The organism is Arthrobacter sp. SAFR-044 (assembly GCF_051965175.1).
Classification (GTDB): Bacteria; Actinomycetota; Actinomycetes; order Actinomycetales; family Micrococcaceae; genus Arthrobacter.
The window spans coordinates 133,743-159,691 of record NZ_JBQCMK010000007.1 but is presented as its reverse complement, the minus strand read 5'-3'; the positions used below and the strand labels follow the sequence as shown (position 1 = coordinate 159,691).

The window sequence follows — 25,949 nt, the reverse complement described above, 5'->3', positions numbered from 1 at the left end:
TAGAATTCAGGGGCAGCCCAAGCTGCCACTCCACCCCCTGCCTCCTGGCGATCTGCCATGTGGTGCCGACGATTGGATCGCATGCCCTCCAACGCCGAGTCCGGACCTGCGTCCGGCAATGGACCCGTTGGTACGTCCGGTCCCACCCATTCGCTCTGGCTCAACCTGCTGAAACGCAGCTCGATTGCCGCCACGGCCGGACTTGTGCTGAGCGCAATCCCGGCCGGCCTCCTCAACGGGGCAACCGGGGCGGTATCAAGTTTCCTTGGTGGCCTGCTGGTGATGCTGTTCTTTGGCATCAGCCTGCTGGTGGGGCACTTCGTGGGGCGCCGCAACCCCTCGGGTGCGATCGGGATGTTCGTGGCCACCTACTTCATCAAGGTGGTGGGCTTTGCCGTTGTCCTGTTCGTCATCGGTGCTCCGGAATGGCTCCATGGCCGCTGGTTCGTCATCGGTGCCGTTGTGGCAGTGGTCTTGTGGCAGGCCGCGGAGATCCAAGGCTTCAGCAGGGCCCGCCTCCAGATCTACAACGATCCAGAAGACAGGGGAGCCCCCGATGCGTGATCCGAAGAAGACTCCGGGCGGCGCACGCGGCAAGCGCGGCTCAAACGGCTCCACACCGGCATCTTCCGACGCGTCCAACGATGGCGGCTACAACGCCGGAATGGCTGTATTCAGCTACATCATTGGCGGAATCATCGTCTGGAGTTTGATAGGGTGGGGGCTGGATTATCTGTGGGGAACGCGCTGGATTGTGCTCGCAGGCGCTCTGCTTGGAGCCGTCGGAGGTTTCTACCTTTCCCACATGCATGGCCTCACCAGTTCCCGCAAAATTGCTGATGGGCGCCATGCTCCCAGCGCACCGTCCCAGGACGGAGAAGATAATGCCAAATAATTTCACAGGGGGAACAGCAGGCTGTCAGGCTGCCGGACCCCGCCCAACGCCCAATGATGGACACTGCAGAGAGGAAACGCGTTGATCGCGCTTGCGCTCCCGGCCCAAGATTCAGGAGAGTTTACTCCTCCTGGTATTAACGATATGCATTTGCCGGCAATTCTGCCGTGGGGTGCCGCAGAAGGATTCTCCAAGCAGATGCTGCTGGTCCTCCTCTCTGTCGTCTTTATCGCCGTCTTCTTCGTGCTCGCCGCACGCAAGCAGCAGCTGGTACCCGGCAAGCTCCAGTTCGCAGGCGAAGCCGCGTACGGCTTCGTCCGCAACGGCATTGCCAAGGACATCATCGGCGGCAGGGACTTCATCAAGTACGTCCCCCTGCTGTTCAGCCTGTTCTTCTTCATCCTGGTCAACAACATCTACGGCGCCATTCCGGTGTTCCAGCTCCCCACGTTCTCGCACGTGGGTGGAGCGTACGTGCTGGCCGGCCTGGTCTACATCACCTGGATCGCCATCGGCGTCAAGAAGAACGGCCTGCGCTACTTCAAGCTGGCCACCGTCCCCTCTGGGGTGCCGTGGTACATCCTGCCGATCGTGATTCCGATCGAAATCATCTCCAACTTCGTTGTCCGGCCCGTCACGCACAGCCTCCGTCTGTTCGCGACTATGCTCGCCGGCCACCTGATCGTGATGATCGCCGGCTCCGGCATCGAGTACCTCATCATGCAGGAGAACTTCCTGTTGAAGGGAACCTCCATCCTGGTTCTTGCCGGTGCCATCGCCATGTACATGCTTGAAGCCCTGATCATGGTCCTGCAGGCCTACGTCTTTACACTGCTGACCGCGATCTACATCGAAGGCGCACTGCACGCCGACAGCCACTAGGCACGCCGTCCGGGGCAGCACGCTCCGGCGGCACATAACAGTCTTCCCCTTGCGGGGATGAAGCAACCCAAACAACCTGCCACATAAGTGGCATCTTGAAAGGAAAAAAAATGGAAGGCTCCATCAACGGCTCCCTCAACCTCATCGGCTATGGCCTCTCGGCTATCGGCGGTGGTATCGGTGTGGGTCTCGTGTTCGCTGCCTACATCAACGGCGTCGCACGCCAGCCGGAAGCCCAGCGCGTCCTGCAGCCGATCGCATTCCTTGGCCTGGCGCTGACAGAAGCACTCGCCATCCTGGGCCTGGTCTTCGCTTTCGTTCTCAAGTAAACCTTCAGAACTTCAGCGAACATTCAGAACCGAGTAGATAAGGACGGGTGAAATATGCATCAGCTGATCATCTCAGCCGCCGCTGAAGGCGACGTCAACCCCCTTGTTCCCAATGGCTGGGAAATGCTGGTTGTCTTCGTGGGCTTTGCCATCCTCTTCTTCATCGTGGTCAAGTTTGTTGTCCCGATGTTCGAGAAGACCTTCGCAGAGCGTGCCGAGGCCATCGAAGGCGGCATCGCCAAGGCTGAAAAGGCCCAGGCTGAGGCGTCTGCTGCACTCGAAGAGTACAAGCAGCAGCTGACCGACGCCCGCACCGAAGCCAACCGCATCCGTGAGGAAGCCCGCGCCGAAGGTGCCCAGATCCTCGCGGATCTCAAGGAGAAGGCGGCAGCAGAGTCTGCCCGCATCACCGCACAGGCCCACGCACAGATCGAATCCGAGCGCCAGGCGGCCGTGGTGTCCCTGCGCTCCGAGGTGGGCACCCTGGCCACCACCCTTGCCGGCCGCATCGTGGGCGAGTCCCTCGAGGACGACGCACGCGCGGCACGGGTAGTGGACCGTTTCCTGGCAGATCTGGAGACCCAGAACGCAGGTGCAGCTAAGTAATGGCAGGCGTATCGAGCGAATCGCTGGCAACAGCCCTTGCCGCTTTGGAAGCGAAGCTTCCCACGGCGTCGCTGCAGCTGGCAAAGGAACTCTTCGGAATCCTGGGAATGGTGGACAGCTCGGCTGGCTTGCGCCGTGCCCTGACTGACCCCTCCCGCAGCGGTGACGAAAAGTCGGCGCTGGTGAGGCAGCTGGTTGGCGGAAAAGTCTCCGCTGATGCTGCTGAGATCGCGGCCGGACTGGCCAGCTCACGCTGGGCATCGGCGCGTGACATCGGCGATGCACTCGAGACTCTTGCCGCAACGGTGGTCATTTCCGTTGCTGAAAACAAGTCGGCCGTTTCTGCCTCCGGAATCACCGGCCTGGAAGAGCTGGAGAACGATCTGTTCTCCTTCAACCAGGCTGTTGCCTCCAGCCACGAGGTACAACGTGCTCTGTCCGAACCGCAGGCAAGTGCCGCAGTGAAGGCTACCCTTGCCGGGAAGCTGGTGCCGGGCGTCAGTGAGGAAGCCAAAGTCCTCATTACGCAGGCAGTCAGCGAGCCTCGGGGAATCAAGCCCACCCGGCTTGTGGAACGCTTCGCCGAACTGGCAGCCAAGCGGCAGCAGCGCTGGATTGCAACGGTCAGCGTAACCCGACCCTTGTCGCAGACGCAGCTGGCACGCCTCCAGGCGGGCCTGAATGCACTGTACGGGCGGGAACTGAAGGTCAACATGAACGTTGACCCGTCGCTCATTGGCGGAATCCGCGTCCAGGTGGGTGACGAAGTGCTCGACGCTTCGGTTCTTACCCGGCTGGGCGAACTGCAACGCCAGCTGGCCGGCTAGCCGGACGAGCATAACCAAACTGATAGAAACCCCGGTCACCGTTTGCGGTGATCACAAACAGGAGAGCAGGGACTGCAGATGGCCGAATTGACCATCAACGCCGACGACGTCCGTAATGCGTTGAACGAGTTCGCGGCGTCCTACGAACCCGGAAACGCAGAGCGCGTAGAGGTTGGCCGTGTAACGACCGCAGGTGACGGCATCGCCCGTGTTGAGGGCCTTCCCTCGGTCATGGCGAACGAGCTTCTTCGCTTTGAGGACGGCACTCTGGGCCTGGCCCAGAACCTTGACGTCCGCGAGATCGGTGTCATTATCCTCGGTGACTTCCAGGGCATCGAAGAAGGCCAGGAAGTGCACCGCACCGGACAGGTTCTGTCCGTTCCGGTCGGCGACGCCTTCCTCGGCCGAGTGGTTGACCCCTTGGGCCAGCCCATGGACGACCTTGGCGAGATCAAGGCTGAGACCACCCGTGCCCTGGAACTCCAGGCGCCCGGCGTGACCCAGCGCAAGTCGGTCCACGAGCCGATGCAGACTGGCCTGAAGGCCATCGACGCGATGATCCCGATCGGCCGCGGCCAGCGCCAGCTGATCATTGGCGACCGCCAGACCGGCAAGTCCGCCATCGCGATCGACACCATCATCAACCAGAAGGCCAACTGGGCTTCGGGTGATGTCAAGAAGCAGGTCCGCTGCATCTACGTCGCCATCGGCCAGAAGGCGTCCACCATTGCCGCCATCCGCCAGACCCTCGAGGACAACGGCGCGCTGGAGTACACCACCATCGTGGCCTCTCCCGCCTCCGACCCCGCAGGCTTCAAGTACCTGGCGCCGTACGCAGGCTCGGCCATCGGCCAGCACTGGATGTACGGCGGCAAGCACGTCCTGATCGTGTTCGACGACCTGTCCAAGCAGGCCGAGGCATACCGCGCCGTGTCCCTGCTGCTCCGCCGCCCGCCGGGACGCGAAGCCTACCCGGGCGACGTCTTCTACCTGCACTCCCGCCTGCTGGAGCGTTGTGCCAAGCTCTCCGACGAGCTCGGTGCCGGTTCCATGACGGGGCTGCCGTTGATCGAGACCAAGGCGAACGACGTGTCCGCCTACATCCCGACCAACGTCATCTCCATCACCGACGGCCAGATCTTCCTGCAGTCGGACCTCTTCAACGCCAACCAGCGCCCCGCTGTTGACGTGGGTGTCTCGGTGTCCCGCGTTGGCGGTGCCGCCCAGGTGAAGTCCATGAAGAAGGTCTCCGGTACCTTGAAGCTGGACCTCGCCCAGTACCGCGACATGCAGGCCTTCGCGATGTTCGCATCCGACCTGGACGCCGCATCCCGCCAGCAGCTGACCCGTGGCGCCCGCCTGATGGAACTGCTCAAGCAGGGCCAGTACTCGCCGTTCCCGGTCGAGGACCAGGTCGTCTCCATCTGGGCCGGCACCAACGGCTACCTGGATGACGTTCCCGTCGAGGACATCAGCCGCTTCGAGGCTGAATTCCTGGAGCACCTGCGCCACAAGTCCTCGATCCTGACCACGCTGGCCCAAACCAACGTGCTGGACGACGACACCGTTGCCGCCTTGAAGTCCTCGATCGTGGACTTCAAGAAGGGCTTCTTCGGCGAGGGTGACAACCACCTGGTAGGCGCCGGCCACGAGGAGCATGACGCTATCTCCGAGGGCGAAGTCGACCAGGAAAAGATCGTCAAGCAGAAGCGCTAGTTCCGCATAGCCGGGTGTGCCGCCCCCAGGGTCCGGCACACCCGGCTACGGAATGTTAGGAAAGGATAAGTATGGGAGCCCAGATCCGGGTCTACCGCCAGAAGATCAGCTCGACCACGTCGATGCGCAAGATCTTCAAGGCGATGGAACTGATCGCTACCTCGCGCATCGGGAAGGCCCGTGCGCGCGTAGCAGCTTCACTGCCTTACGCGAACGCGATCACGCGCGCCGTTTCTGCTGTCGCAAGCCAAAGCGAAATCGACCACCCGCTGACCACTGAGCCGGAGCAGATCCGCCGTGCCGCCGTCCTGGTAATTACCTCGGACCGCGGCCTGGCAGGTTCCTACTCCGCCGGTGTGCTCAAGCAGGCGGAAGGTCTCTTCGAGCTGCTCCACGCTGAAGGCAAGGAAGTCAAAACCTACCTCGTGGGCCGGAAGGCCCAGGCCTACTTCGAATTCCGGAACCGCGAATACGCGCGGGTCTGGACCGGCGGAACCGACGCTCCGGAGTTCGCGACCGCCCGTGAAATCGGCGAAGCGCTGTTGGCAGAATTCGCGACCGACTTCGAAGAGGGCGGCGTGGATGAAATCCACGTTGTCTACACCCGTTTCAAGTCCATGGTCACCCAGGAACCGACCGTCATCCGCCTGCTCCCGCTTGAAGTAGTGGAAGAGCAGGCTGCCTCTGAATCGGACCTCCTGCCGCTGTACGAGTTCGAGCCGGAAACGGAGCGTGTCCTTGACGCGCTCCTGCCGCGCTACATCGAATCGCGGATCTTTGCAGCCATGCTGCAGGCGGCGGCGTCCGAGCTTGCAGCCCGCCAGCGCGCGATGAAGTCCGCAGGCGACAACGCAACGGACCTGATCAAGAAGTACACGCGCCTGCGCAACACGGCCCGCCAGGCCGAAATTACGCAGGAGCTTTCCGAGATTGTTGCAGGTGCCGACGCCCTCGCGTCGTAGCCTCCAGCAGCCCGGTACCGCGGAACCAGCACCACCACAGATAGACTTAACCCCACGCCATCTACTGAATGAAGTGAGAGAGATGACTGCCACTGCTACCGAACACGTAGCCGCAACGTCCGGTGCAACCGGCCGTATTGCGCGCGTAATCGGCCCGGTTGTCGACGTCGAATTCCCGGCTGACGCAATCCCGTCGATCTATAACGCCCTCACCACCGAGATCACTCTCAACGGTGAAACCAAGACCATCACCTTCGAAGTTGCGCTGCATCTCGGCGACAACCTCATCCGTGCAATCTCGCTGCAGGCAACCGACGGCCTGGTCCGCGGCACCGGCGTTATTGACACCGGCGCCCCGATCTCCGTTCCCGTCGGCGACGGTGTCAAGGGCCACATCTTCAACGTCCTGGGCCAGCCCCTGGACGTTGCCGAGTCGGAGCTGGACGTCAGCGAACGCTGGCCCATCCACCGCAAGGCCCCCAGCTTCGCTTCGCTCGAAGGTTCCACCGAGATGCTGGAGACCGGCATCAAGGTCATCGACCTCCTCACCCCGTACATCAAGGGTGGAAAGATCGGCCTCTTCGGCGGCGCCGGCGTGGGCAAGACTGTTCTGATCCAGGAAATGATCACCCGTGTTGCCCGCAACTTCGGTGGTACTTCCGTGTTCGCCGGTGTTGGCGAGCGTACCCGTGAGGGCAACGACCTCTGGGTTGAAATGGAAGAGGCAGGCGTCCTCAAGGACACCGCCCTTGTATTCGGCCAGATGGATGAGCCGCCGGGAACGCGCCTGCGCGTGGCCCTGTCCGCACTGACCATGGCGGAGTACTTCCGCGATGTGCAGAACCAGGACGTGCTGCTGTTCATCGACAACATCTTCCGCTTCACCCAGGCAGGCTCTGAGGTTTCCACCCTGCTGGGCCGCATGCCTTCGGCCGTGGGCTACCAGCCCAACCTGGCGGACGAGATGGGTCTCCTGCAGGAGCGCATCACCTCCACCAAGGGCCACTCCATCACCTCGATGCAGGCCATCTACGTACCCGCAGATGACTACACTGACCCGGCTCCGGCCACGACCTTCGCACACCTGGATGCCACCACGGAACTTTCCCGTGAAATTGCCTCCCGTGGTCTGTACCCGGCCGTTGACCCGCTGACGTCCACCTCGCGAATCCTGGATCCCCAGTACATCGGCAAGGATCACTACAACACGGCCGTCCGTGTGAAGCAGATCCTGCAGAAGAACAAGGAACTCCAGGACATCATCGCCATCCTCGGTGTCGATGAACTCTCCGAGGAAGACAAGATCGTCGTGTCGCGTGCACGCCGTATCCAGCAGTTCCTGTCGCAGAACACCTACACCGCCAAGCAGTTCACCGGTGTCGAAGGCTCCACGGTTTCCATCAAGGACACCGTTGAAGGCTTCGCTGCCATCTGCGACGGCGAACTCGACCACATCGCAGAGCAGGCGTTCTTCAACGTCGGCGGCCTCGATGACGTAGAGCGCCAGTGGGCCAAGATCCAGGAACAGACCAAGTAATATGGCTGAGCTTGAGGTTGAGATTGTCGCAGCGGACCACTTCGTGTGGTCCGGAGCGGCCAAGATGGTCAAGGCCCGCACCAGCGATGGTGAAATCGGAATCCTGCCCGGCCACTCGCCCCTGCTGGCGATCCTGGCCGAGGGTGAGCTGGCAATCCAGCCGGTATCCGGGGACCGTATTGCGGTAGATGTGGACGGTGGGTTCTTCTCCGTGGACAACAACCGCGTGGTCATCGTTGCTGACAACGCCCAGCTGGGCGGCTCGGCTACCGCTGGGATCCGCTAGCACGACCTTGATGGACGCACCGGGTATTTCGTTCATCGCACTGGCAATCACGTTCGGATTGCTGATTTTTGCACTGTGCCTTTCGGGGGTGCGCCGCTTCAACCTGCGGCGTGCCCTCGGCACGGTGGACGCCTCCATTTGCGTAGCTGGAAACAGCTGGCAGATGGGGGTTTGTCGTTATCAGGACAATGACCTTGAATGGTTCAGGCTCATCTCCCTGAGCGTCCGCCCCAAGTACACTTTCAAACGCAGTTCCCTGGAGCTGCTGGGCCGCCGGAAACCCACGGAAGCCGAGGCCGTGAAGGTCCAGCCGGACGTGGTGATCGTCGAACTCCGGTACGAGGGGCAGGACCTGCACTTCGCCATGAAGTTCGACGCCTACACAGGTCTTTCATCCTGGCTGGAAGCGGGACCGGTCATCGGCGTGGGGACCTGGCGCTAGCCAACGTGGACTGGTTTTCAGACATCCGGCTCACGGACGGCCCGCTATACGGAACTGTCCTGGTGTTGGGAGCGGGCGGCGCAGCCTATCTCCTGGTGCCGCCCTGGCGCGCCTCCATGGCCCCCGCGCACCGGGCCCGGGCCTGGGTGCTGCGCATCATCATTGCAGCCGCCGCGGCCTTTGCGCTGGTGGCCACGGTGCACTGGGCCCTCATCAACATCTTCACTGTCTTTCCGGAGGACCTGCCGGATCCCGTACTGCTGTGGCTGGTCCCAGGCGTCGCGGCTGTCATCCTGGGCCTGCTCCGGCTGCCCAGGACAAGCTGGGGTGGCCGCGGCGGGGGGATCCTTGCGGCGCTGCTGGTGGTCCTGCTGTCAGCAATCCAGATCAACGCCTACTTTGGCCTGAACAGGACGGTAAGCGACCTCTTGGGCACCGCGCTGGCACGTATTCCGGCACTTGAGCAGGACCTCATGCGGCACCCGGGCGAATCGGACGGCGTCCCTCTCCGGGGCTGGAAGCCGGAGGGGGAGTTGCCGGCCGGAGGCGAACTGCGGAAGTCGGCAATCCCGGGGCCGGCCTCCGGGATGACCACGCGTGATGCCTTTATCTACCTGCCGCCGGCCTACTTTGCCGCCAACCGGCCTGCCCTGCCGGTGCTGGTCCTGGTGGCCGGGCAACCCGGCGGCCCGGCGGACTGGCTCACGGGCGGCGCAATCCGTGGCCACATGGATTCCTTTGCCGCCGAACACGGGGGAGTAGCCCCGGTGGTGGTCATCCCTGACCCCAACGGATCCCAGCCCGCCAACACCATGTGCATGGACAGCCGGATCGCCAACGCAGACACCTACCTGTCCCAGGACGTGCCACGCTGGATCAGTACCACACTTGCGGTGGACACCAACCACAGCCATTGGGCCATCGGAGGCTTCTCCTTCGGCGGCACCTGCGCGGTGCAGATGGGTACCCGGCATCCGGACGTCTACGCTGATGTGCTGGGATTTTCCAGCGAGGCCGAGCCCGCCATTGCCAAGGAACGGCAGAAGACCATTGACGCCGCCTTCCCCGGAAATCCCGGGGAATTCATCAAGCAGACTCCACTGGAGATCATGAAACACCAACGGTTTGAGTCCAGCGGCATGTACCTGACTGCAGGCCAAAACGATCCGGAGTTCGTGGGGAACCTCCATACCTTGGCTGCCGCGGCAGAGAATGCGGGCTTTACCGTGCAGGCACACGAGGTGGAGCACACCGGCCACTCGTGGGACACCTCGTCCAAGCGCTTTGCGGACGCACTGCAGTTCCTTGGCAAGCAGTGGGGCCTGCAGTGGTGAGCACCCGGCATCCGGACCGCACCGTCGTCCTGATGTGGGCCGCCGTCGGGCGCCCGGCAGTCCAGCAGGCGCTTGGAACGCTGAAATCCATGCCCTTCACGCTGGGCGTCGTTGTTGCCTTCCTGGCAGCCGCCGCCCTGACCGGGAGCTTCCTGGACGGACCGCCGGAACAACTCCTGGGACTCGCCTCCGTCAGCGGGCCCGGCTTGCGCCACGGGCGGTGGTGGTCCCTGTTCACCAGTCTTTTTTTCGCCACCAATCCGCTGGCCTACCTCGCCGCGTCACTGATGATTGTCCTGCTGCTCGGACTCGCCGAGCGCAAGCTGGGCCGCCGGGCCGCCGTCGGCCTGTTCTTTGGCGGCCAGTTTGCTGCCGTCACCGTGTTCCTCCTGGTGACCCAGCTGGCGGGCTACGTGGGTGACGGCTGGCTGGACAGGATGGTTGATGACCGCCTTATCGGCCCCTATGCCCCCGTGCTGACCGCCGGCCTTGCCGCGAGTGCCCGGATCACCCTGCTGTGGCAGCGGCGGCTGCGCACCGCGGTGTTGTCCATCTCGATCCTGCTGGTCCTCTACGTCGGTCATGCCGAGACGGTCATCGGCCTCATCGGCGCGCTCCTGGGCCTCCTGGCCGGCTGGTGGATCCAGGGGGACCAGGGGCGGCTCCATCGCCACCGGTCCACCGGACGCGAGACCAGGAACCTCCTGGCCCTCACCGTTGCCGTGTTCGCCGTAGGACCCATCCTGACCGGAATCACGCGCGCGCCCACCGGCCCGCTGGCCCTGCTGCGCGACGTCGTGCTGAGCCCGATGCCAACCCTCAGCCAGCTCGTCTTCAACTGCGGTGCCACCGTTGACGCCTCCTGCCTGGAGACGGGAAGGGCAGGGTTTGCCGGACCCTTCGGCCTGGCGCTGGCAGTGGTGCCGGTCATCCTGCTGCTGATCTGCGCGGACGGCATGCGCCGGGGCCGCCGGCTGGCACTGAACATCGCACTGGCCATCCAGCTGGCCGTGACGGCCCTGGCGGCGGTCTACCTTGCCCTGTTCGCCCTTGTTCCCTCACGCCTCCAGGGCACGCACGCAACGCCGCTGTCCTCTGCGTTCGCCCACGTCCTTCCGCTCGTGGTCGTCCCGCTGCTGCTGGCGGTGGTCCTGTGGCTCAACCGCCGGCAGTTCCGTGTACAGACCCGCCCCGGTGCACGGCGCACCCTCGGGGCAGTGGTCTGCGGAACATGGCTTGTCCTGGCCAGTTCCTATACGGTGGCCTGGTTCTGGTCCGGCGGCCTGGCCCGGGACGGCGGGCTGCTGGGCCTTTTCGCGGAGTTGGCGCGGCAGTATGTTCCGGTGCCCATACCGCAGCATTTCCGCCGGGCCTTCCCGGAACGGGACAGTGCGGAAGCCCTGCTGTTCGCTTACTCGGGCCCGGTGTTCTGGCTCGTGGCCCTGGTGGCCGTGTGGTGGGTGCTCGTGGGGCGGCACCATGGCCTGAACTTTGGGCGGCAGGACCGGGACCGCGCCCGGCAGCTGCTCCACCAGGGCGGCGGCCCGCTGTCATGGATGGCGTTGTGGGAGCCCAACACCTACTGGTTCAGCCCGGACGGGGCGGGGGCCATGGCCTTCCAGCAGCACGGGACGGTGGCCCTGACCCTGGGCGGGGCCATTGGTGACCGCACGGCGGAGCAGGGCGTGACGGAGGGGTTCCTGGACTACTGCCGCAGCCAGGCGCTCATTCCCGCACTGTATTCCTGCGATGACACCTTGTGGCCGGCACTGAGGGAACGCGGCTTTTCCCGGGTGGCCGTGGCCCAGGAAACCCGGCTGGCCCTGAACGAGCTGGAGTTCAAGGGTAAGGAATGGCAGAACGTCAGGACGGCACTGAACCGCGCCGCCAAGCTGGGGGTTCATGCCGTCTGGGGCTCCTACCATTCCCTGCCGGCAGCACTCCGGTCCCGGCTGAACGAAGTATCCGAGGAATGGGCGGCCGGCAAATCGGTTCCCGAAATGGGCTTCACGCTTGGGGGAGTGGACGAGCTCGACGACGAGGAGGTCCTGTGCTGCCTGGCCGTTGACGGCAATGGTGCGGTCCACGGCGTGACCAGCTGGCTTCCGGTGTACGACGGCGGGCGGCTGGTCAGCCGGACGCTGGACGTCATGCGCCGGGGCAGTGAGGGATTCCCGGGGGTGATGGAGTTCCTGATCGCCTCCGCTGTCCTCGAGCTGCGTGATTCCGTGGACATGATCTCCCTGTCCGGCTCGCCCCTTGCCAGCCGTCCCGAGGGCCAGCCTGGGCAGGGTCCGGAAGGCGCGGGCTCCGCGGACGAAGCCGGTGGGGCCGAAGAGGAGGAAGACGCAACCGCCACCGATGAGGGCGCGCAGAACCTCGTGCGGATCCTGGACCTCGTGGGGCACGCGCTTGAGCCCGTCTACGGCTTCCGCTCCCTGGCAGCGTTCAAGTCCCGGTTCAAGCCTGAGTACCGGGCCCTTTACCTGTACTACCAGGACCCGCTGCACCTGCCTGCCATCGGGAGGGCGCTGACCCGCGCCTACCTGCCCGGGCTGTCGCTGGCGCAAGGTGCCCGGCTGGTCCGCAAACTGGTGACCTGAGGAGGCATTAGCCGCGCAGTCCCTCGTTAGGGAAAGGCATTGAAGAAAAAGTTGTACTTATTGGCAAAAGCAAATGATCCCCGGCAATTTCGCCGGGGATCATTTGCTTTGCTGACAGCCGCCGTAAGCGGCCGCGCAGGTACTAGACCAGAGTTACGCCCGTAGCCTGGGGGCCCTTGGCGCCCTGGCCGATTTCGAACTGAACGCGCTGGTTCTCGTCGAGGGTCTTGAAGCCACCGGTCTGGATCTCGGAGTAGTGAACGAAGACATCGCCATCGGAGTCGTCCGGGGTGATGAAGCCGAAGCCCTTTTCAGCGTTGAACCACTTCACGGTTCCCTGTGCCATTTATTTCTCCTCATTATGGAACTTTTTAAGACCGGCACACCTCGTGCCGCCCTTGGTCACTCCGCGAGAAGAATCCTGGTTTGCCTTGCCCGAAAAGGACTGGCGCTGCAGGAGCTTCGCGCTCGCAACTTGTCTTGCGAGCATGAAAAACACCTACACAAAGACTGAGATAAGAATTTCATGCCCGTTCCCGCAGGTCAACGGCCCGAACAGCAAAAAGGAAAAAATTTAGGTAAAAACCAGATGACCTGGATGGCGGCCCCTGAAAGGGGGAAATTAGGTGCCCCAAGCAACAAAGGGAATTTCTAGAAGAGCCGGGATTCGCTGTCGTCCACTCCGCGCATGGCGTCGTAGTCCAGGGTGACGCAGTCGATCCCGCGGTCGTTGGCCAGAACCTTGGCCTGCGGCTTGATCTGCTGGGCCGCGAAGATGCCGCGGACGGGTGCCAGCAGGGGGTCGCGGTTGAGCAGTTCCAGGTACCGGGTCAGTTGCTCCACACCATCGATGTCCCCGCGGCGTTTGAGCTCAATGGCCACGGTGGCGCCGTCGGCGTCCCGGGCCAGGATGTCCACCGGGCCGATGGCGGTGAAGTACTCGCGCCTGATCAGGGAGTAGCCCTGGCCCAGCGTCTCAATCTGCTCGGCCAGCAGCCGCTGCAGGTCGGCTTCCACGCCGTCCTTGATCAGCCCGGGGTCCACGCCGAGGTCGTGGGAGGACTCGCTGACCTTCTCGTGGATGTTGATGATGAGCCGGTCATCGGTCTTGGCTGACTGCACGGTCCACTGCTCCACCACGCCCAGTTCGAGGTCCACTTCGTCGGGGGACGAAACGCGCAGGGTTGCCGGGGGACTCATCCAGTTCAGCGGCTTGTAGGAGCCGCCGTCGGAGTGCACCAGCACGGAGCCGTCCGCCTTCACCAGCAGGAGCCGGGTGGCCAGGGGGAGGTGGGCCTTGAGCCGGCCAACGTAATCAACGGAGCAATGGGCTATGACGAGTCGCACGCCGTACAGACTATCGCGTGGGCCACCCAGGCCGTGCCCGACGTCGGACCGGGTGGGGCGCCGGGGCACCCCCCCCGCGGCGTGGGCGGGCGGACCGGCTGGGGCAGAATGGATACATGCCGCGTTCCAACCGACCCCGCCGTCCTGCTTCAGGCAAGGGCCCCGTTTCCGGCCGGGGCGCTGGACGGAAGGGGAATGCGGACGTTCCCGAGCTGGACCTTGAACGCGCACGGGCCGGCATCGCCCGCCGTGAAAGCGCCCCCGACGGCGAGTGGATGGTCCGGACGATGACCGCGAAGAATGCCGAAAAGACCTACATCTGCCCGGAGTGCTCCACCGCCGTCCTGCCAGGGATCGCGCACCTGGTGGTCTGGAAGGACGACCACCTCTTTGGGGCGGCTGCCGGCCTGGCGGAGCGCCGGCACTGGCACACCAACTGCTGGATGACGCGCAGCTACCGGTACCGCTGACCTTCCGCGGGCAGGAGAACCTCCGCTGTCGCTAAGCTGGCAGGCATGACTTTTGATCCGGCGTCGTACGAATTCACCCAAGCCCAGGGCCCCGCTCCCATCCGCGCCTCCACCGTCCTGCCTGCCCGGCGCGAAAACATCGAGCTGCAGACGGAGGACGGCCACAGGCTGGTGGGGGAGCTGGCGCTGCCTGAGTCGGGCCCTGTGAAGGCCACGCTGATCACGCTCCACCCGCTGCCCACGCATGGCGGCTTCATGGACTCCCACGTCTACCGGAAGGCCTCGTACAGGCTGCCGGCGCTGGCGGGCATCGCGGTGCTGCGCTTCAACACCAGGGGCACCGCCTCCCCCCGCGGCACCAGCACCGGCGCCTTTGAAGAAGGGGTGGGGGAGCGCTACGACGTGGAGGCAGCCGTCCGTTTCGCCGTCGAACGGGGCCTGCCCAACCGCTGGCTGGTGGGCTGGTCGTTCGGGACCGAGCTGGCCCTGATGTACGGTGCGGTGGAGCCTGTGGCCGGGCAGGTCGAGGGCGCCGTGCTGCTGTCGCCCCCGCTGCACCGTGCCACGGACAAGCACCTGCAGCTGTGGGCGGAATCCGGCAAGCCGCTCACCGTCCTGGTCCCGGAGCATGACGACTTCCTGCAGCCGGCCGAAGCCGCCGACCGCTTCAGCCTGGTGCCGCAGGCCCGCGTGGTGGGTGTGGCAGGGGCCAAGCACCTGTGGGTGGGGGAGAAGTACGCGGCCCGGGCCCTGAACGAGATTGTGGCCCAGGTCAGCCCCGACCCGGCGCGTGGGGAGCTGCCGCAGGAATGGGACGGGCCGGCGGCGGCCGCAGGAGCCTAGGGCTGCCTGGCCGCGAGCCTAGTGCTGGTCCTGCCGGGCGATGTAGATCTCCCGGACCAGGAGCAGGACGGCGGCCGCCGTGGGGATGGCGATTAGGGCCCCCAGCACACCCAGCAGGCTGCCGCCGGCAATGACGGAAATCACCGCCACCGCACCCGGCACGGCCACGGCCTTCTGCATGATGCGCGGTGAGATGAAGTATGCCTCGAACTGCAGGTAGGCGAAGTAGCAGATGGCGTAGATGGCCGCCACCTGCCAGCCCTCGGTGAGGGACACGAGGGTAACCACGATGCCTGCGATCATGCCGCCCACCAGGGGTATGAAGGCAAGCAGGACCACCACGAAGGCCAGGAGCAGCGCGAAGGGTATGCCCACAATGGACATCACCACGAAGGCGAAGGTGGCGTTGAGCAGGGCCACGCAGGCCTGGCCGATCACATAGTTTCCTACCGAGCGCGTGATCTCCTCCGAGAGGGCAGCCACCCGCTTCCGCCGGGAGCGCGGGGCCAGGCGGTAGCCCCACCTCTTCATGGCCGGCAGCGCCGCCAGGAAGTACAGGCTCAGCACCAAAACGATCAGGGCGCCGAAGAGGCCGTTGGCCACCGTGGATCCGAAGCCCACCACACCCCCGAAAATGCCGCCCATTGCGGCGGGGTCGTTGACGAACTTGTTCAGTTCCTCGGTGATGCGGTCCCGCACCCCGAACTGGTCGTCGAGGCTCCGGAAGAGGTCCGAATCCATGAAGCTGCGCACCCAGTCGGGCGCCTGCCGCACGATCTCGGAGACCTGTTCGACGATGGTTGGAATGAGGGTGGCGAAGAAACCGACCACGGCCCCCATCAGGACCGCCACCGAGACCAGAATGCCGGCGGGCCGGGGGATCTTCCGGTTTTCGAGCCAGCCCACCACCGGCTCCAGGCCCAGGGCAATGAACAGCGCCGCCACGATCCACAGCAGCAGCTGCGTGGTGTGGGAGCCGATCCAGTAGACCAGCAGCGCCAGTCCCACGCCCACGGTGCCCATGAAGCCCATGTACAGCGGGTGCTGCGGGGACATCCGGGGACCCGGATGGCCGAACTGCGGCTCCTCCCCCTCGTCGTGGTCCCCCTCCGGGACCTGGCCGGTATATTCCGGCGGCATCTCGAAGCGAAGCCGGGGCTGCGCGCCGGGCAGGGGCTGCCGAAGCCGGCGGACCACGTGGCCAAGGGCTGCAGCGGCTGAACCCCCGCGGCGTGCCGCCATGCCGAGCGGAGGAACGGCGGCAGGGACAGGGCCCCTGGGATCCCCTGTATTACCGGTTGCAGCCGAGGACGGGTCCGTCTTGTCAGTCAATGGTTGTGGGGGCCTGTTCCGTGCGTGGCACCGCCTGCGCGGGCCGGTGTGATGATCATCGCAAACACTATCAGCAGGCTTGTCACCACGAGCCGAAGGCGCCGCCCGCGGGCCGGCAGGGGAAGGGGCGGGAGGGCCAAAAAAGGGAGCGTGGTAACAAAAAGGTTACTATTGAAGGCAAACCCCCGCTGATGATAGGTGTTTCCCTTGCGTTTAAAGACTGCAGCCGCACTTGTGCTGCTCGGCCTCCTGACACTTTTGGCCGGCATCGGCCAGAGAACCATCTGGGCTCCCTCCGAGACGTTCACGGCGTCCGCGCCGGCCGACGCCGCCGCTGCGCCGCTCACGGTCATCGACCAGAAGCTGCGCACCCTGCACGGCGGTACGGTCAAGATCAACATCCAGGGCGACGGTAACTTCATGCTGGCCTCCGGCCGGCCGGATGACGTCGACGCCTGGGTGGGCAGGACGGCCCACAACACCATCACCGGGGTTTCCGAGGACGAAAAGTCCCTCCGGGTTGACCACGCCGACGGCGAAGCTACCGCCCCGAACCCAGCCGGTTCGGACCTTTGGGTCTCCAACGAGAATGCCAGTGGTGAGCTTGAGTACACGTGGACCCCGCCCGCCGACGGCGACTGGAGCCTCCTGCTCGCGTCCGACGGCACCAAGCCGGCACCTGCCACCGTGTCCATGACCTTCCCGAACGACACGTCCACCCCCTGGGCTGTCCCGCTGATGGTCCTGGGCAGCCTCCTGATCCTGGGCGGCATCGTCCTGGCGCTGCTTTCCGCGCGCCGGAAGAACGGCGAAGGCGACGGCGGCTCCGGCTTTGTCCGCCGCGCCCGGGCCCGGAAGGCACAGACCCAGGCCCCGTCGTCGTCCTCCAAGGTCACGATGGTGGCTGCGGGTGTGGCAGCAGCCGTGCTGGCGGGATCCGGCACCGCCGCCCAGGCGGCCAGCCCCAGCCCCCAGCCTTCCGGCAGCGCCTCATCACCGGCCAAGGAAGCAGTTGGTTCGCCTGTCCTGCTCGACGCACAGTTCCGCCGGATCCTGGAGCAGGTCTCCAGCGCCACCGATGCCGGGGATGCCGCCAAGGATGCCGCCAAGCTCGCGGACCGCGTTGCCGGTCCAGAGCTGGAAATCCGCACCCAGAACTACAAGATCCGCTCCCAGGTGGGTTCCTACGAGCCGCGCATGCCCGTCCGCTCCACCAAGCTGCTGACCACAGTGGTCACCAGCGACCGTGACTGGCCGCGTTCGGTGCTGGCCGTGACCCAGGGCGAAGGCAACGTTGTCCCGCAGATCCTGACACTGGTCCAGCAGTCGCCGCGCGAGAATTACAAGCTCATGGAAACCACGCCCCTGCAGCCGGGCACCACGTTCCCGAACATCAGCCGCGGAGGCACCGACACCCTGGCCGCTTCGGACAAGTCCGGACTGCTTTACAGCGGCGAGGAGGCAATGTCCGGCCTCGCCGACAGGCTCACGTCCGCAGACTCGCCGTTCAAGGACAAGCTCGTCGAGGGTGACTCCTCGCCGTACATCGCTGACACCCTGTCCTACCAGGCAGAGGTGGCCAAGGCGGGCGAGAACGGCAACTTCTCCTTCACCCACAAGGTGGTTCCCGAGAGCACCGTGGTGTTCCGGACCTCCGATGGCGGGGCCCTGGTCCTGGGCCGGATCAACTTCGGCTTCGAAGGCACGCCGAAGGCCGCAGGTGACAAGCTCAGCATCGGCGACGACGCAGCAGCCCTGGCCGGGGGCAAGGAAACCACCACGGGCATGGTCTTGAACTTCGCCGAGTCGATGGCCGTGTACGTGCCGCCGGCTGGTTCGACGGACCCGATGAAGCTCGTCGCCGCCACCCGCGGCCTCGTGGGGGCCAGCTTCAAGTAGCCCCTGGCTGTATTGCCACCGGCAGCGGCCGGAGTGGCTAGAGTGGGAAACATGAGTTCGCCAGCTTCCCGCCCAGTCCCTCCTGCCGCTGCCAGCCTGCTTAACCTGCGCGGCGCCGTCGACCTTTCCTCACTGAAGCGCCCCGCTGCTCCCGCCGGTACAGCCCCAACCGGCCCAGCCCCCGCCGGCACAGCTCCGTCCGGGGCTCCGGTGGCGGCGCAGGGAGAGCAGCCGGCCGCGGCGGCAGGTGGACCTGAACTCAAGGTCAACGTCACCGAAGCAAACTTCCAGCAGCTGGTGGAACTGTCCGCGCAGGTTCCTGTGGTCTTCGCCCTGTGGGCGTCCTATTCGCCGGAGTCCGGCAGGATGGTGGAGACCCTCGACCGTGTTGTTGCCAGTTATGGCGGCCGCCTGGTCCTCGGTGCAGCTGACATCGAAGCGTTCCCGCAGCTTGCCCAGGCCTTCCAGGTGCAGGCCGTCCCCACCGCGGTCGCCGTCCTGAAGGGGCAGCCGGTACCGCTCTTCCAGGGTTCGGCGGAGGAGCAGCAGGTGCGCAGCCTCTTCGACGAACTCCTCAAGGTGGCGGCGGCCAACGGCGTGACCGGAAGCCTTGACGCCGGCGGGGCCGCCGAACAGGAGCCCGCGCCGCTGCCGCCGCTGCACCAGGCCGCCTATGACGCCATTGAGGCCGGCGACTACTCCGCCGCCGCCGAGGCCTACCGGCAGGCGCTGAAGGAAATGCCGTCGGACCACGAAGCCAAGGCCGGCCTGGCCCAGGTGGAGCTGATGGACCGGCTGCAGTCGGTATCGGCCCAGGACAGCGAAGCGCTGCGTACGCTGGCGGCCAATGAGCCGAACAACCTTGAAGCCCAACTCGGGGTGGCGGACCTGGACGTGGCCGGCGGCCACGTGGAGGACGCGCTGAACCGCCTGGTGGCCTTCATCGGACGGAACTTCGGTCCGGAGCGTGAAACTGCGCGGGTGCGGCTGCTGGAACTGTTCGAGGTGGTGGGCGCCGGAGACGGCCGCGTGGCAAAGGCGCGCCAGGCCCTGGCCCGGGTGCTGTTCTAGTGCCGGCCCTGTTCCAGCCGCTGGCGCTGCGGTCCATGGAGCTGCAGCACCGGGGCTGGGTGTCGCCCATGTGCCAGTACAGCTGCGATCCCGACGACGCCCCGGGGGTTCCAAACGACTGGCACCTGGTGCACCTGGGCGGCTTCGCCGTGGGCGGCGCGGCAATGATCCTCACCGAGGCCGCGGCCGTGAACGCCGAGGGCCGGATCAGCCCCCGCGACGCGGGCCTGTACAACGATGAGCAGGCGGCGGCCTGGCAGCGGATCATTTCCTTCGTCCACCGGAACGGCACCGCCGGAACCCGGATTGGCGTCCAGCTGGCCCATGCCGGCCGGAAGGCCTCCACGTACTGGCCGTTCTCCGGCAAGCACGGCAGCGTCCCGGCTTCCGAGGGCGGGTGGGACACGGTCGGCCCGTCCACTACCTCCTTCGAGGGCTACGCGGCACCTGCCGCCATGACCGTGGAACAGATCCAGGGCGTCATCGCTGATTTTGCCGCCGCCGCTGAGCGTGCGGTGGCCGCCGGCTTTGACACCATGGAGATCCACGGGGCGCACGGCTACCTCCTCCACCAGTTCCAAAGCCCGCTGATCAACCAGCGTGACGACGAGTGGGGCGGGGACGAAGCTGGACGGAACCGGCTGATGCTGGCCGTGGTTGACGCCGTCCGTGCCGTGATTCCCGATTCCATGCCCCTGCTGCTCAGGATCTCGGCCTCCGACTGGGCGCCCGGCGGCGTGGACCAGGCGGCGTCGGTCCGGCTGGCCCGTGAAGCTGCTGCGCATGGCGTGGACCTGGTGGATGTTTCCAGCGGCGGGGCAGTGGCCCACCAGCAGATCAAACCGGGGCTGGGGTACCAGACCGGTTTCTCGGCCGCCATCCGCGAGGAGGCAGGAATTGCCACCGGCACGGTGGGGCTGGTGACCACGCCAGGACAGGCAGAGCACGCCATTGCCACCGGCCAGGCCGACGGCGTCTTCATTGCCCGGGCCGCGCTGCGCGACCCCCACTGGTGGCTCCGGGCCGCATTTGAACTGGGCCACGACATGGCCTGGCCGCCCCAGTACGAGCGCGCCATCCCGCGGCGCACCTTCTGAACCGCATTTTCCGGAGTGGGAGTACGGCATGACGCGCCCTGACCCGCACACCCCGGTTTGCCGGCAGCTGGAAGCGAAGATCCTGGAGCTGCTGGCTGCGCGGGCGCCAACATCCACGATCTGCCCGTCCGATGCCGCCAGGGCCGTGGGCGGCGACGACTGGCGGCCCCTCATGGAACCGGCCCGCGAAGCTGCGCGTCGCCTGGTAGACGCCGGCCAGGTCCAGATCACCCAGGGCGGATCCGTCGTCGATCCTGCTACGGCGAAGGGCCCCATCCGGATCCGAAAGGCGCCCTGAAGACCAGCGCCGGCTGTCAGCCCAGCAGGTCGTCCACGTAGCACCAGCGCCATTCTTCGCCGGGTTCGATGCTGCGCATGACGGGGTGGCCGGTTTCCTTGAAGTGGCGGCTGGCGTGCCGTCCCGCGGAGGAGTCGCAGCAGCCGACGTGTCCGCACGCAAGGCACATGCGCAGGTGCACCGGCGTGGTGCCCTCCCGTTCGCAGCCTGCACAGGCCGGGTCGCCGGGGAGCGGAGACGGCATGGCGGCCGTCAGGTGGTCGCAGACGCCGCCCGGCTGGGACAGGCCTTCGCCGCCGCCGCCGTCAGCTGCGGAGTCCAGTTCGTTGAGGGAAGCGTCGAGCATGGACTCCTCCACATCCAGCCGTTCCAGGACTTCGCTGAGGACCTCATGGGCAAAGTCCCCGCCGCGCCTGAGCTCCAGGACTTTCTCCCGCTCCGCTTCCAGCATGGCCATCCGCAGCTGGGCGTACCGCTGGCTGGGGGTGGCCGCCTCTGCCGCCGGCCTGCCCAGGCGCTCCCAGGCTGCCAGCCCCCGCTCCTGCGTCCGCCGCCGCAGCATGTCCATGACCTCGGGGGGATCGCTCTCACGCCGGAGCTCCTCCAGGCGTGCCATCCCCGCGGTGGTGGCCAGCTGCATCAATGACGCCTGGTTCAGCGCATCCTCGCGCCTGTCCGGCCCCGGCACGCCCAGGGCGCGGACCAGGGCGGGAAGCGTAAAGCCCTGCAGCACCAGGGTGCCGGCCACCACCACCATGGCGGCCAGGACCAGTACGTTGCGGTGTTCAAGGTCATCGGGCAGCGTGAGCACGGCGGCCAGGGTAACCACGCCGCGCATGCCCGCCCAGGACACGATGGCGGGGAACTGCCACGGCGGCGCCGGGTCCTTCCGCCGCACCGCAGGAATCAGGCGGGGGAGGTACGTTGTGGGAAAGACCCAGATGGGGCGCAGCACCAGCACGGCCAGCAGGATCACCGCGCAGCCAAGCCACACCCGGCCGGCCCCCAGTGAATCGTCCTGGACACTGTCGATGATGGTCCGCACCTGCAGGCCGATCAGCAGGAACACGGAGTTCTCCAGGAGAAACTGCACCGTGTCCCAGTTGCTGCGGGCGCTTTGCCGCGCGGCTCCGTTGGGCATGGACGGCGCCTTGGTGCCCATCACCAGGCCGGTGACGACGACGGCGAGCACGCCGGACGCGTGGATGGCCTCGGCGGGGAGGAAGGCAACGAACGGGGCCATCAGCGACGTGGAAGTGTTGATGGCCACGTTGCTGATCCTTTTCCGGATTTCAGTCAGGATGTAGGCGGCAGCGAGGCCCACCACCAGCCCGCCGCCGGCCGCCACCACGAAGCCGGCGGCCACATCCACTGCGGACACCGAACCGGCGATGGCGGCCACGGCAGCGCGCAGGCACACCAGCGCGGTGGCGTCATTGACCAGGGACTCGCCTTCAAGGATGTTGACGATCCGGCGGGGCATGCCCACCCTCCGTGCGATCGCCGTGGCAGCCACGGCGTCCGGAGGAGCCACCACCGCGCCCAGGGCGATGGCGGCGGCCAGTGGGATTTCCGGGAACAGCCGCCAGACCACCGCCCCGACGCCCAGGGCGCCGAAGATGACGTAGCCAACGGACAGGAGCCCGATGGAGCGGCGGTTAGAGGTGAAGTCGAACAACGATGTGCGGAAGGCGGCTGCGTAGAGCAGCGGTGGCAGCAGGCCAACCAGGACCAGTTCGGGGTTAAGCTCCACCGGCGGAATGAACGGCAGGAAGGAACCCGCCACGCCGGCCAGGACCAGAAGCAGCGGAACCGGGAGGTTGAGCTTCCGGCCCGCCAAGCTCCCCGCGCAGACCACCGCAACGATCACGAGCAGGCCCAGCGCAATGTCCATGAGGTTAGTTTCCCACCCCCGGAGCGGGGGCCCGCGGACTAGGCTGGCATCATGACTGCTCCGATCCCTGACCAGGCGTCGAATCCGGGCCCCGTGGCGGCCCTTTCCATCCGGGGGCTGGCCAAGCGGTTCGGCGGGAAAATCGCCGTCGACGGCATCAGCCTGGACGTACCGGCGGGGTCGTTCTTCGGCATCGTGGGACCCAACGGGGCAGGCAAGACCACCACGCTGTCCATGGCCACCGGCCTCCTGCGCCCGGACTTCGGCACCGCCGTGGTGCACGGCGTCGACGTCTGGCAGCACCCCCTCGAAGCCAAGCGCCTCATGGGTATCCTTCCCGACGGCGTCCGGCTCTTCGACCGGCTGACGGGAGAGCAGCTGATTACCTATGCCGGGCTGCTGCGCGGCATGGACAAGGCCGTGGTGGCTGCGCGGGTGGGGGAGTTGCTGGCGGCCATGGACCTTGCCCAGGATGCGGGGACGCTGGTGGTGGATTACTCGGCGGGCATGACCAAGAAGATTGCCCTGGCCTCAGCGCTCATCCACGCCCCGCGGCTCCTGGTGCTGGACGAGCCGTTTGAAGCCGTTGACCCGGTGTCTGCAGCAAACATCCGCTCCATCCTGGACCGGTACGTGGACTCGGGCGGAACGGTCATCGTGTCCAGCCACGTCATGGACCTGGTGCAGCGGATGTGCGACCACGTTGCGGTGGTGGCAAAGGGACGGCTGCTGGCGGCGGGGACCGTGGATGAGGTGCGCGCCGGCGCCTCGCTTGAGGACCGCTTCGTACAGCTGGTCGGCGGGCACAGCCACACGGAGGGCCTGGAATGGTTGCGCACCTTCTAAAGCTCAAGCTCACGCTGCTCCGCAACGGGCTGCGCCGCAGCCCCTGGCAGCTGGTGGGCATGGCCATCGCCGGGCTCTATGCGCTGGGAGTGGTGGCGACACTGATCATTGCCCTGGTCCTGCTGCGCAACGCCGGGCCGGTGACAGCCCATACCGCGGTGGTCCTGGGTGGCTCCGTCGCCGTCCTGGGCTGGGGCGTTGTTCCGGTAGCGGCATCGGCTACGGACATGACGCTCGACCCGGCCCGCTTCACCACCTTTGCGATCCCCATGAGGCAGATGCTCGCCGGACTTGCCCTGGGCGGCCTGATCGGCATTCCAGGCCTGGCCACCGCGCTCGTGTCACTGTCCACGGTGGTCACCTGGTCCCGGGGCGTGCTCCCCGCGCTCGCAGCTTTGGCCGGCGCGTGCCTGGGCGTCATGACCTGCGTCGTTCTGGCCAAGGTGGTCACCACCGCCACGGCGAGCCTGGCCGCTTCCCGGCGCTTCAAGGATATCAGCGCCCTCGCGTTCATGGTGCCGCTGGTCCTGCTCGGCCCCATCGTGGCGGGGGTTGGCCGCGGCATCTCCGCGTCCACGGGTTTCCTGCCGGAGTTCGCCCAAACCTTGTCGTGGACGCCGCTCGGCGCCCCCTGGTCGCTTGGCGGGGACGTCGCGTCGGGCCGCCCCGGGCACGCCGCACTGAAGCTGCTGGTCTCGGTGGCGGTCCTGGCTGCGCTGGCCTGGTGCTGGAAGCTGCTGCTCGAACGGGCACTGGTCACCCCGCCGTACGCCGGCGCCGGTAAGCGCCGGGGCCGCAGGCTGGGACTGTTCGGCCTGCTGCCGGCCACCCCCGCCGGAGCCGTGATGGCAAGGTCGCTCACCTACTGGTTCCGGGACCCGCGCTACTCGGGTTCGCTGGTGGTCATACCGCTGCTTCCGGTGGTGCTGGCCTTCCAGGGGACGCAGACGGGCAGCTATGGCAGCCTGGCTTTCCTCGCCCCGGTGTCCGCCTTCATCCTGGCCTGGTCAATCTCCGCTGACGTCTCCTATGACAACACCGCGTTTGCCCTCCACCTGGCCACCGGAGTCCGGGGCGTTGCGGACCGGCTGGGACGTGCCCTGGCGTGCATGACCTTCGCCCTCCCCGTGGTGCTGGTGTTCTCGGTGGGGCATGCCGCCTTCACCCGCACCTGGACAGGGCTTCCCGGCCAGCTGGGGTTCAGCCTGGGGATCCTCTTCACCGGCCTGGGCCTGTCCTCGGTGGTGTCCGCCCGGTACACGGTCACCGTGCCGCTGCCCGGGGACAGCCCGTTCAAGAAACCGCCGGGCAACGTAGGGCAGACCCTGGCCGTGCAGTTCGTGGGAATGCTGGTCCTGATGCTCCTGGTCCTGCCCGAGGCCGCGCTGCTGGTTGCCCAGGCGGTCACGGGCAACATCCTGTTCGGCTGGACCAACCTTGCGGTGGGAACCGTTCTGGGCCTGGTCCTCTTCCTGGCCGGTGTCCGCCTGGGCGGCAGGTGGCTCGATGCCCGCGGGCCGGAACTCCTGGCGCAGGTTACCGTCAACCGCTGACAGTTCCAGGAAAGGAACCCCATGGAAGTCGTAATCCTCGGCGGCAGCAGGCAGATCGGAAGGCTCGCCGCCGATGCCATCGAACAGCTGGTCCGCCGCAAGCCGGACGCGGTCCTTGGCCTGGCCACGGGATCCTCGCCGCTGCCGGTCTATGACGAACTCGCAGCCCGGCATGAACGGGGCCTGGACTTCAGCAGGGCTTCCGGTTTCGCGCTGGATGAATATGTTGGCCTGCCAACCGGCCACCCGGAGTCCTACCGGGAGGTGATACGCCGGGAATTCACCAACCGCGTGAACATCGTCCCGGAGAACGTCCATGGGCCTGACGGAACCGCCGCGGACATTCCTGCTGCCTGCGAGGCGTATGAACAGGCCATCGCCGCGGCCGGTGGGGTGGACCTGCAGCTGCTGGGCGTGGGCACCGATGGGCACATCGGCTTCAACGAGCCAGGCTCCTCCTTCGCGTCCCGGACGCGGATCAAGAGCCTTATCGAACAGACACGCCGGGACAATGTCAGGTTCTTCACCAGCCTGGCCGACGTGCCGCACCATGTCATCACGCAGGGCCTGGGCACCATCATGGCGGCGCGCCACGTGATCCTGCTGGCCACGGGCGCGCAAAAGGCCCAGGCAGTCCGCGATTTCGTGGAGGGGCCGGTGGCTGCCATCTGTCCGGCCTCCGTGCTGCAGTTCCATCCCCACGCCACCGTGCTGCTGGACGAGGCCGCGGCTTCGGCCCTGAAACTTGCGGACTTCTACCGCCACACCTATGAGAACAAGCCCGCCTGGCAGGGACTGTAACGACCCCTGCTGGAGCGGCGGCACGGCGTCCAAAAGTACGACGGCGGCCGGTGCCGGACGCCGGTACGGGCGTGCCGCC

The 25,949-nt window shown here is 66.1% G+C and carries 26 protein-coding genes; 22 read left to right on the top strand and 4 right to left on the bottom strand.

Going from position 1 to position 25,949, the window contains the following annotated elements; all coding sequences use genetic code 11:
* The first annotated feature begins 81 nt into the window (after positions 1-81).
* The 13 genes from ACTHQS_RS12800 (at position 82) to ACTHQS_RS12740 (ending at position 12,419) form a co-directional block, all read left to right on the top strand.
* Positions 82-564 carry a hypothetical protein gene (locus ACTHQS_RS12800; protein WP_440169400.1) on the top strand — a complete coding sequence of 161 codons (483 nt, stop codon included), beginning with the start codon at positions 82-84 and terminating at the stop codon, positions 562-564.
* A complete protein-coding gene (locus tag ACTHQS_RS12795; RefSeq protein WP_440169397.1) occupies positions 557-895 on the top strand; it encodes an AtpZ/AtpI family protein in 339 nt (112 codons plus the stop codon). Before ACTHQS_RS12800 ends, ACTHQS_RS12795 begins: the two co-directional genes overlap by 8 nt.
* Positions 896-976: 81 nt before the next feature.
* Positions 977-1,777: a F0F1 ATP synthase subunit A gene (atpB, locus tag ACTHQS_RS12790; RefSeq protein ID WP_440169395.1), complete on the top strand. Its 801-nt coding sequence runs from the start codon at positions 977-979 to the stop codon at positions 1,775-1,777.
* Between the two features lie 110 nt (positions 1,778-1,887).
* A complete protein-coding gene (gene atpE, locus ACTHQS_RS12785) occupies positions 1,888-2,106 on the top strand; it encodes an ATP synthase F0 subunit C (protein ID WP_003804776.1) in 219 nt (72 codons plus the stop codon).
* Between the two features lie 54 nt (positions 2,107-2,160).
* Positions 2,161-2,712, top strand: coding sequence for a F0F1 ATP synthase subunit B (locus ACTHQS_RS12780; RefSeq protein WP_440169393.1), 552 nt, complete (start codon positions 2,161-2,163; stop codon positions 2,710-2,712).
* The gene (locus ACTHQS_RS12775) at positions 2,712-3,539 is read left to right on the top strand and encodes a F0F1 ATP synthase subunit delta (protein ID WP_440169391.1); all 828 of its coding nucleotides are present in this window, start codon (positions 2,712-2,714) and stop codon (positions 3,537-3,539) included. The genes ACTHQS_RS12780 and ACTHQS_RS12775 overlap by 1 nt, the downstream gene beginning before the upstream one ends.
* 78 nt (positions 3,540-3,617) lie before the next feature.
* Positions 3,618-5,255 carry a F0F1 ATP synthase subunit alpha gene (gene atpA, locus ACTHQS_RS12770; RefSeq protein WP_440169389.1) on the top strand — a complete coding sequence of 546 codons (1,638 nt, stop codon included), beginning with the start codon at positions 3,618-3,620 and terminating at the stop codon, positions 5,253-5,255.
* Positions 5,256-5,326: 71 nt separating this feature from the next.
* Complete coding sequence (locus tag ACTHQS_RS12765; protein WP_307425892.1) at positions 5,327-6,217, top strand: F0F1 ATP synthase subunit gamma; 891 nt, start codon at positions 5,327-5,329, stop codon at positions 6,215-6,217.
* A gap of 82 nt (positions 6,218-6,299) precedes the next feature.
* Positions 6,300-7,754 (top strand): F0F1 ATP synthase subunit beta, encoded by a 1,455-nt coding sequence (gene atpD / locus ACTHQS_RS12760; protein WP_110541032.1) that lies wholly within the window; start codon positions 6,300-6,302, stop codon positions 7,752-7,754.
* Between the two features lies 1 nt (position 7,755).
* Positions 7,756-8,040, top strand: a complete 285-nt coding sequence (locus tag ACTHQS_RS12755; RefSeq protein WP_018760117.1) for a F0F1 ATP synthase subunit epsilon — start codon at positions 7,756-7,758, stop codon at positions 8,038-8,040.
* A 10-nt stretch (positions 8,041-8,050) separates the two neighbouring features.
* Positions 8,051-8,482: a DUF2550 domain-containing protein gene (locus ACTHQS_RS12750; protein WP_440169386.1), complete on the top strand. Its 432-nt coding sequence runs from the start codon at positions 8,051-8,053 to the stop codon at positions 8,480-8,482.
* Between the two features lie 5 nt (positions 8,483-8,487).
* Positions 8,488-9,816 carry an alpha/beta hydrolase gene (locus ACTHQS_RS12745; RefSeq protein WP_440169384.1) on the top strand — a complete coding sequence of 443 codons (1,329 nt, stop codon included), beginning with the start codon at positions 8,488-8,490 and terminating at the stop codon, positions 9,814-9,816.
* 32 nt (positions 9,817-9,848) lie between these two features.
* Positions 9,849-12,419 carry a bifunctional lysylphosphatidylglycerol flippase/synthetase MprF gene (locus ACTHQS_RS12740; protein ID WP_440169608.1) on the top strand — a complete coding sequence of 857 codons (2,571 nt, stop codon included), beginning with the start codon at positions 9,849-9,851 and terminating at the stop codon, positions 12,417-12,419.
* A 142-nt stretch (positions 12,420-12,561) separates the two neighbouring features.
* On the opposite strand, the gene ACTHQS_RS12735 is transcribed toward ACTHQS_RS12740, so the two are convergent.
* Positions 12,562-12,765, bottom strand: coding sequence for a cold-shock protein (locus tag ACTHQS_RS12735; protein WP_011692441.1), 204 nt, complete (start codon positions 12,763-12,765; stop codon positions 12,562-12,564).
* A 305-nt stretch (positions 12,766-13,070) separates the two neighbouring features.
* The gene (gene nucS, locus ACTHQS_RS12730) at positions 13,071-13,766 is read right to left on the bottom strand and encodes an endonuclease NucS (protein WP_387558902.1); all 696 of its coding nucleotides are present in this window, start codon (positions 13,764-13,766) and stop codon (positions 13,071-13,073) included.
* Positions 13,767-13,882: 116 nt separating this feature from the next.
* On the opposite strand from nucS, the gene ACTHQS_RS12725 reads away from it, so the two are divergent.
* Together ACTHQS_RS12725 and ACTHQS_RS12720 are read left to right on the top strand one after the other, a co-directional pair.
* Entirely contained in the window at positions 13,883-14,236 is a 354-nt protein-coding gene (locus tag ACTHQS_RS12725; RefSeq protein ID WP_440169380.1) for an ATP/GTP-binding protein, read from the top strand.
* A 45-nt stretch (positions 14,237-14,281) separates the two neighbouring features.
* Positions 14,282-15,079: an alpha/beta hydrolase gene (locus ACTHQS_RS12720; protein ID WP_440169378.1), complete on the top strand. Its 798-nt coding sequence runs from the start codon at positions 14,282-14,284 to the stop codon at positions 15,077-15,079.
* A gap of 18 nt (positions 15,080-15,097) precedes the next feature.
* On the opposite strand, the gene ACTHQS_RS12715 is transcribed toward ACTHQS_RS12720, so the two are convergent.
* The gene (locus ACTHQS_RS12715; RefSeq protein ID WP_440169376.1) at positions 15,098-16,411 is read right to left on the bottom strand and encodes an AI-2E family transporter; all 1,314 of its coding nucleotides are present in this window, start codon (positions 16,409-16,411) and stop codon (positions 15,098-15,100) included.
* A 234-nt stretch (positions 16,412-16,645) separates the two neighbouring features.
* Between ACTHQS_RS12715 and ACTHQS_RS12710 the strand changes: the two genes are divergently transcribed.
* The 4 genes from ACTHQS_RS12710 to ACTHQS_RS12695 are packed head-to-tail and all read left to right on the top strand — an operon-like array spanning position 16,646 to position 20,776.
* A complete protein-coding gene (locus tag ACTHQS_RS12710) occupies positions 16,646-18,310 on the top strand; it encodes a hypothetical protein (protein ID WP_440169605.1) in 1,665 nt (554 codons plus the stop codon).
* Positions 18,311-18,361: 51 nt separating this feature from the next.
* Positions 18,362-19,381, top strand: coding sequence for a tetratricopeptide repeat protein (locus ACTHQS_RS12705; protein WP_440169374.1), 1,020 nt, complete (start codon positions 18,362-18,364; stop codon positions 19,379-19,381).
* Entirely contained in the window at positions 19,381-20,478 is a 1,098-nt protein-coding gene (locus ACTHQS_RS12700) for an NADH:flavin oxidoreductase/NADH oxidase (protein WP_440169371.1), read from the top strand. The genes ACTHQS_RS12705 and ACTHQS_RS12700 overlap by 1 nt, the downstream gene beginning before the upstream one ends.
* A gap of 28 nt (positions 20,479-20,506) precedes the next feature.
* A complete protein-coding gene (locus ACTHQS_RS12695; protein ID WP_440169369.1) occupies positions 20,507-20,776 on the top strand; it encodes a DUF3253 domain-containing protein in 270 nt (89 codons plus the stop codon).
* A gap of 16 nt (positions 20,777-20,792) precedes the next feature.
* Here the strand turns inward: ACTHQS_RS12695 and ACTHQS_RS12690 are convergent, their stop codons facing one another.
* Positions 20,793-22,670, bottom strand: coding sequence for a Na+/H+ antiporter (locus tag ACTHQS_RS12690; protein ID WP_440169366.1), 1,878 nt, complete (start codon positions 22,668-22,670; stop codon positions 20,793-20,795).
* Positions 22,671-22,721: 51 nt separating this feature from the next.
* Between ACTHQS_RS12690 and ACTHQS_RS12685 the strand changes: the two genes are divergently transcribed.
* Genes ACTHQS_RS12685 through nagB form a run of 3 tightly spaced genes read left to right on the top strand, consistent with a single transcriptional unit; the run spans position 22,722 to position 25,870 of the window.
* Positions 22,722-23,516, top strand: coding sequence for an ABC transporter ATP-binding protein (locus ACTHQS_RS12685; protein ID WP_440169364.1), 795 nt, complete (start codon positions 22,722-22,724; stop codon positions 23,514-23,516).
* Positions 23,498-25,069 (top strand): transporter, encoded by a 1,572-nt coding sequence (locus ACTHQS_RS12680; RefSeq protein WP_440169361.1) that lies wholly within the window; start codon positions 23,498-23,500, stop codon positions 25,067-25,069. The genes ACTHQS_RS12685 and ACTHQS_RS12680 overlap by 19 nt, the downstream gene beginning before the upstream one ends.
* Before the next feature lie 21 nt (positions 25,070-25,090).
* Positions 25,091-25,870: a glucosamine-6-phosphate deaminase gene (gene nagB, locus ACTHQS_RS12675; RefSeq protein WP_440169359.1), complete on the top strand. Its 780-nt coding sequence runs from the start codon at positions 25,091-25,093 to the stop codon at positions 25,868-25,870.
* Positions 25,871-25,949 lie beyond the last annotated feature (79 nt).

Excerpts from the sequence above, each read along its gene's own strand:
- ACTHQS_RS12735 (WP_011692441.1), bottom strand. The coding sequence starts at position 12,765 with ATGGCACAGGGAACCGTGAAGTGGTTCAACGCTGAAAAGGGCTTCGGC.
- ACTHQS_RS12725 (WP_440169380.1), top strand. The coding sequence starts at position 13,883 with ATGCCGCGTTCCAACCGACCCCGCCGTCCTGCTTCAGGCAAGGGCCCC.
- ACTHQS_RS12780 (WP_440169393.1), top strand. The coding sequence starts at position 2,161 with ATGCATCAGCTGATCATCTCAGCCGCCGCTGAAGGCGACGTCAACCCC.
- ACTHQS_RS12775 (WP_440169391.1), top strand. The coding sequence starts at position 2,712 with ATGGCAGGCGTATCGAGCGAATCGCTGGCAACAGCCCTTGCCGCTTTG.
- ACTHQS_RS12740 (WP_440169608.1), top strand. The coding sequence starts at position 9,849 with ATGTGGGCCGCCGTCGGGCGCCCGGCAGTCCAGCAGGCGCTTGGAACG.
- ACTHQS_RS12690 (WP_440169366.1), bottom strand. The coding sequence starts at position 22,670 with ATGGACATTGCGCTGGGCCTGCTCGTGATCGTTGCGGTGGTCTGCGCG.
- ACTHQS_RS12800 (WP_440169400.1), top strand. The coding sequence starts at position 82 with ATGCCCTCCAACGCCGAGTCCGGACCTGCGTCCGGCAATGGACCCGTT.
- ACTHQS_RS12720 (WP_440169378.1), top strand. The coding sequence starts at position 14,282 with ATGACTTTTGATCCGGCGTCGTACGAATTCACCCAAGCCCAGGGCCCC.
- ACTHQS_RS12765 (WP_307425892.1), top strand. The coding sequence starts at position 5,327 with ATGGGAGCCCAGATCCGGGTCTACCGCCAGAAGATCAGCTCGACCACG.
- ACTHQS_RS12705 (WP_440169374.1), top strand. The coding sequence starts at position 18,362 with ATGAGTTCGCCAGCTTCCCGCCCAGTCCCTCCTGCCGCTGCCAGCCTG.
- ACTHQS_RS12685 (WP_440169364.1), top strand. The coding sequence starts at position 22,722 with ATGACTGCTCCGATCCCTGACCAGGCGTCGAATCCGGGCCCCGTGGCG.
- ACTHQS_RS12695 (WP_440169369.1), top strand. The coding sequence starts at position 20,507 with ATGACGCGCCCTGACCCGCACACCCCGGTTTGCCGGCAGCTGGAAGCG.
- ACTHQS_RS12750 (WP_440169386.1), top strand. The coding sequence starts at position 8,051 with ATGGACGCACCGGGTATTTCGTTCATCGCACTGGCAATCACGTTCGGA.
- atpD (WP_110541032.1), top strand. The coding sequence starts at position 6,300 with ATGACTGCCACTGCTACCGAACACGTAGCCGCAACGTCCGGTGCAACC.
- ACTHQS_RS12755 (WP_018760117.1), top strand. The coding sequence starts at position 7,756 with ATGGCTGAGCTTGAGGTTGAGATTGTCGCAGCGGACCACTTCGTGTGG.
- ACTHQS_RS12680 (WP_440169361.1), top strand. The coding sequence starts at position 23,498 with ATGGTTGCGCACCTTCTAAAGCTCAAGCTCACGCTGCTCCGCAACGGG.
- atpA (WP_440169389.1), top strand. The coding sequence starts at position 3,618 with ATGGCCGAATTGACCATCAACGCCGACGACGTCCGTAATGCGTTGAAC.
- atpE (WP_003804776.1), top strand. The coding sequence starts at position 1,888 with ATGGAAGGCTCCATCAACGGCTCCCTCAACCTCATCGGCTATGGCCTC.
- ACTHQS_RS12795 (WP_440169397.1), top strand. The coding sequence starts at position 557 with ATGCGTGATCCGAAGAAGACTCCGGGCGGCGCACGCGGCAAGCGCGGC.
- nagB (WP_440169359.1), top strand. The coding sequence starts at position 25,091 with ATGGAAGTCGTAATCCTCGGCGGCAGCAGGCAGATCGGAAGGCTCGCC.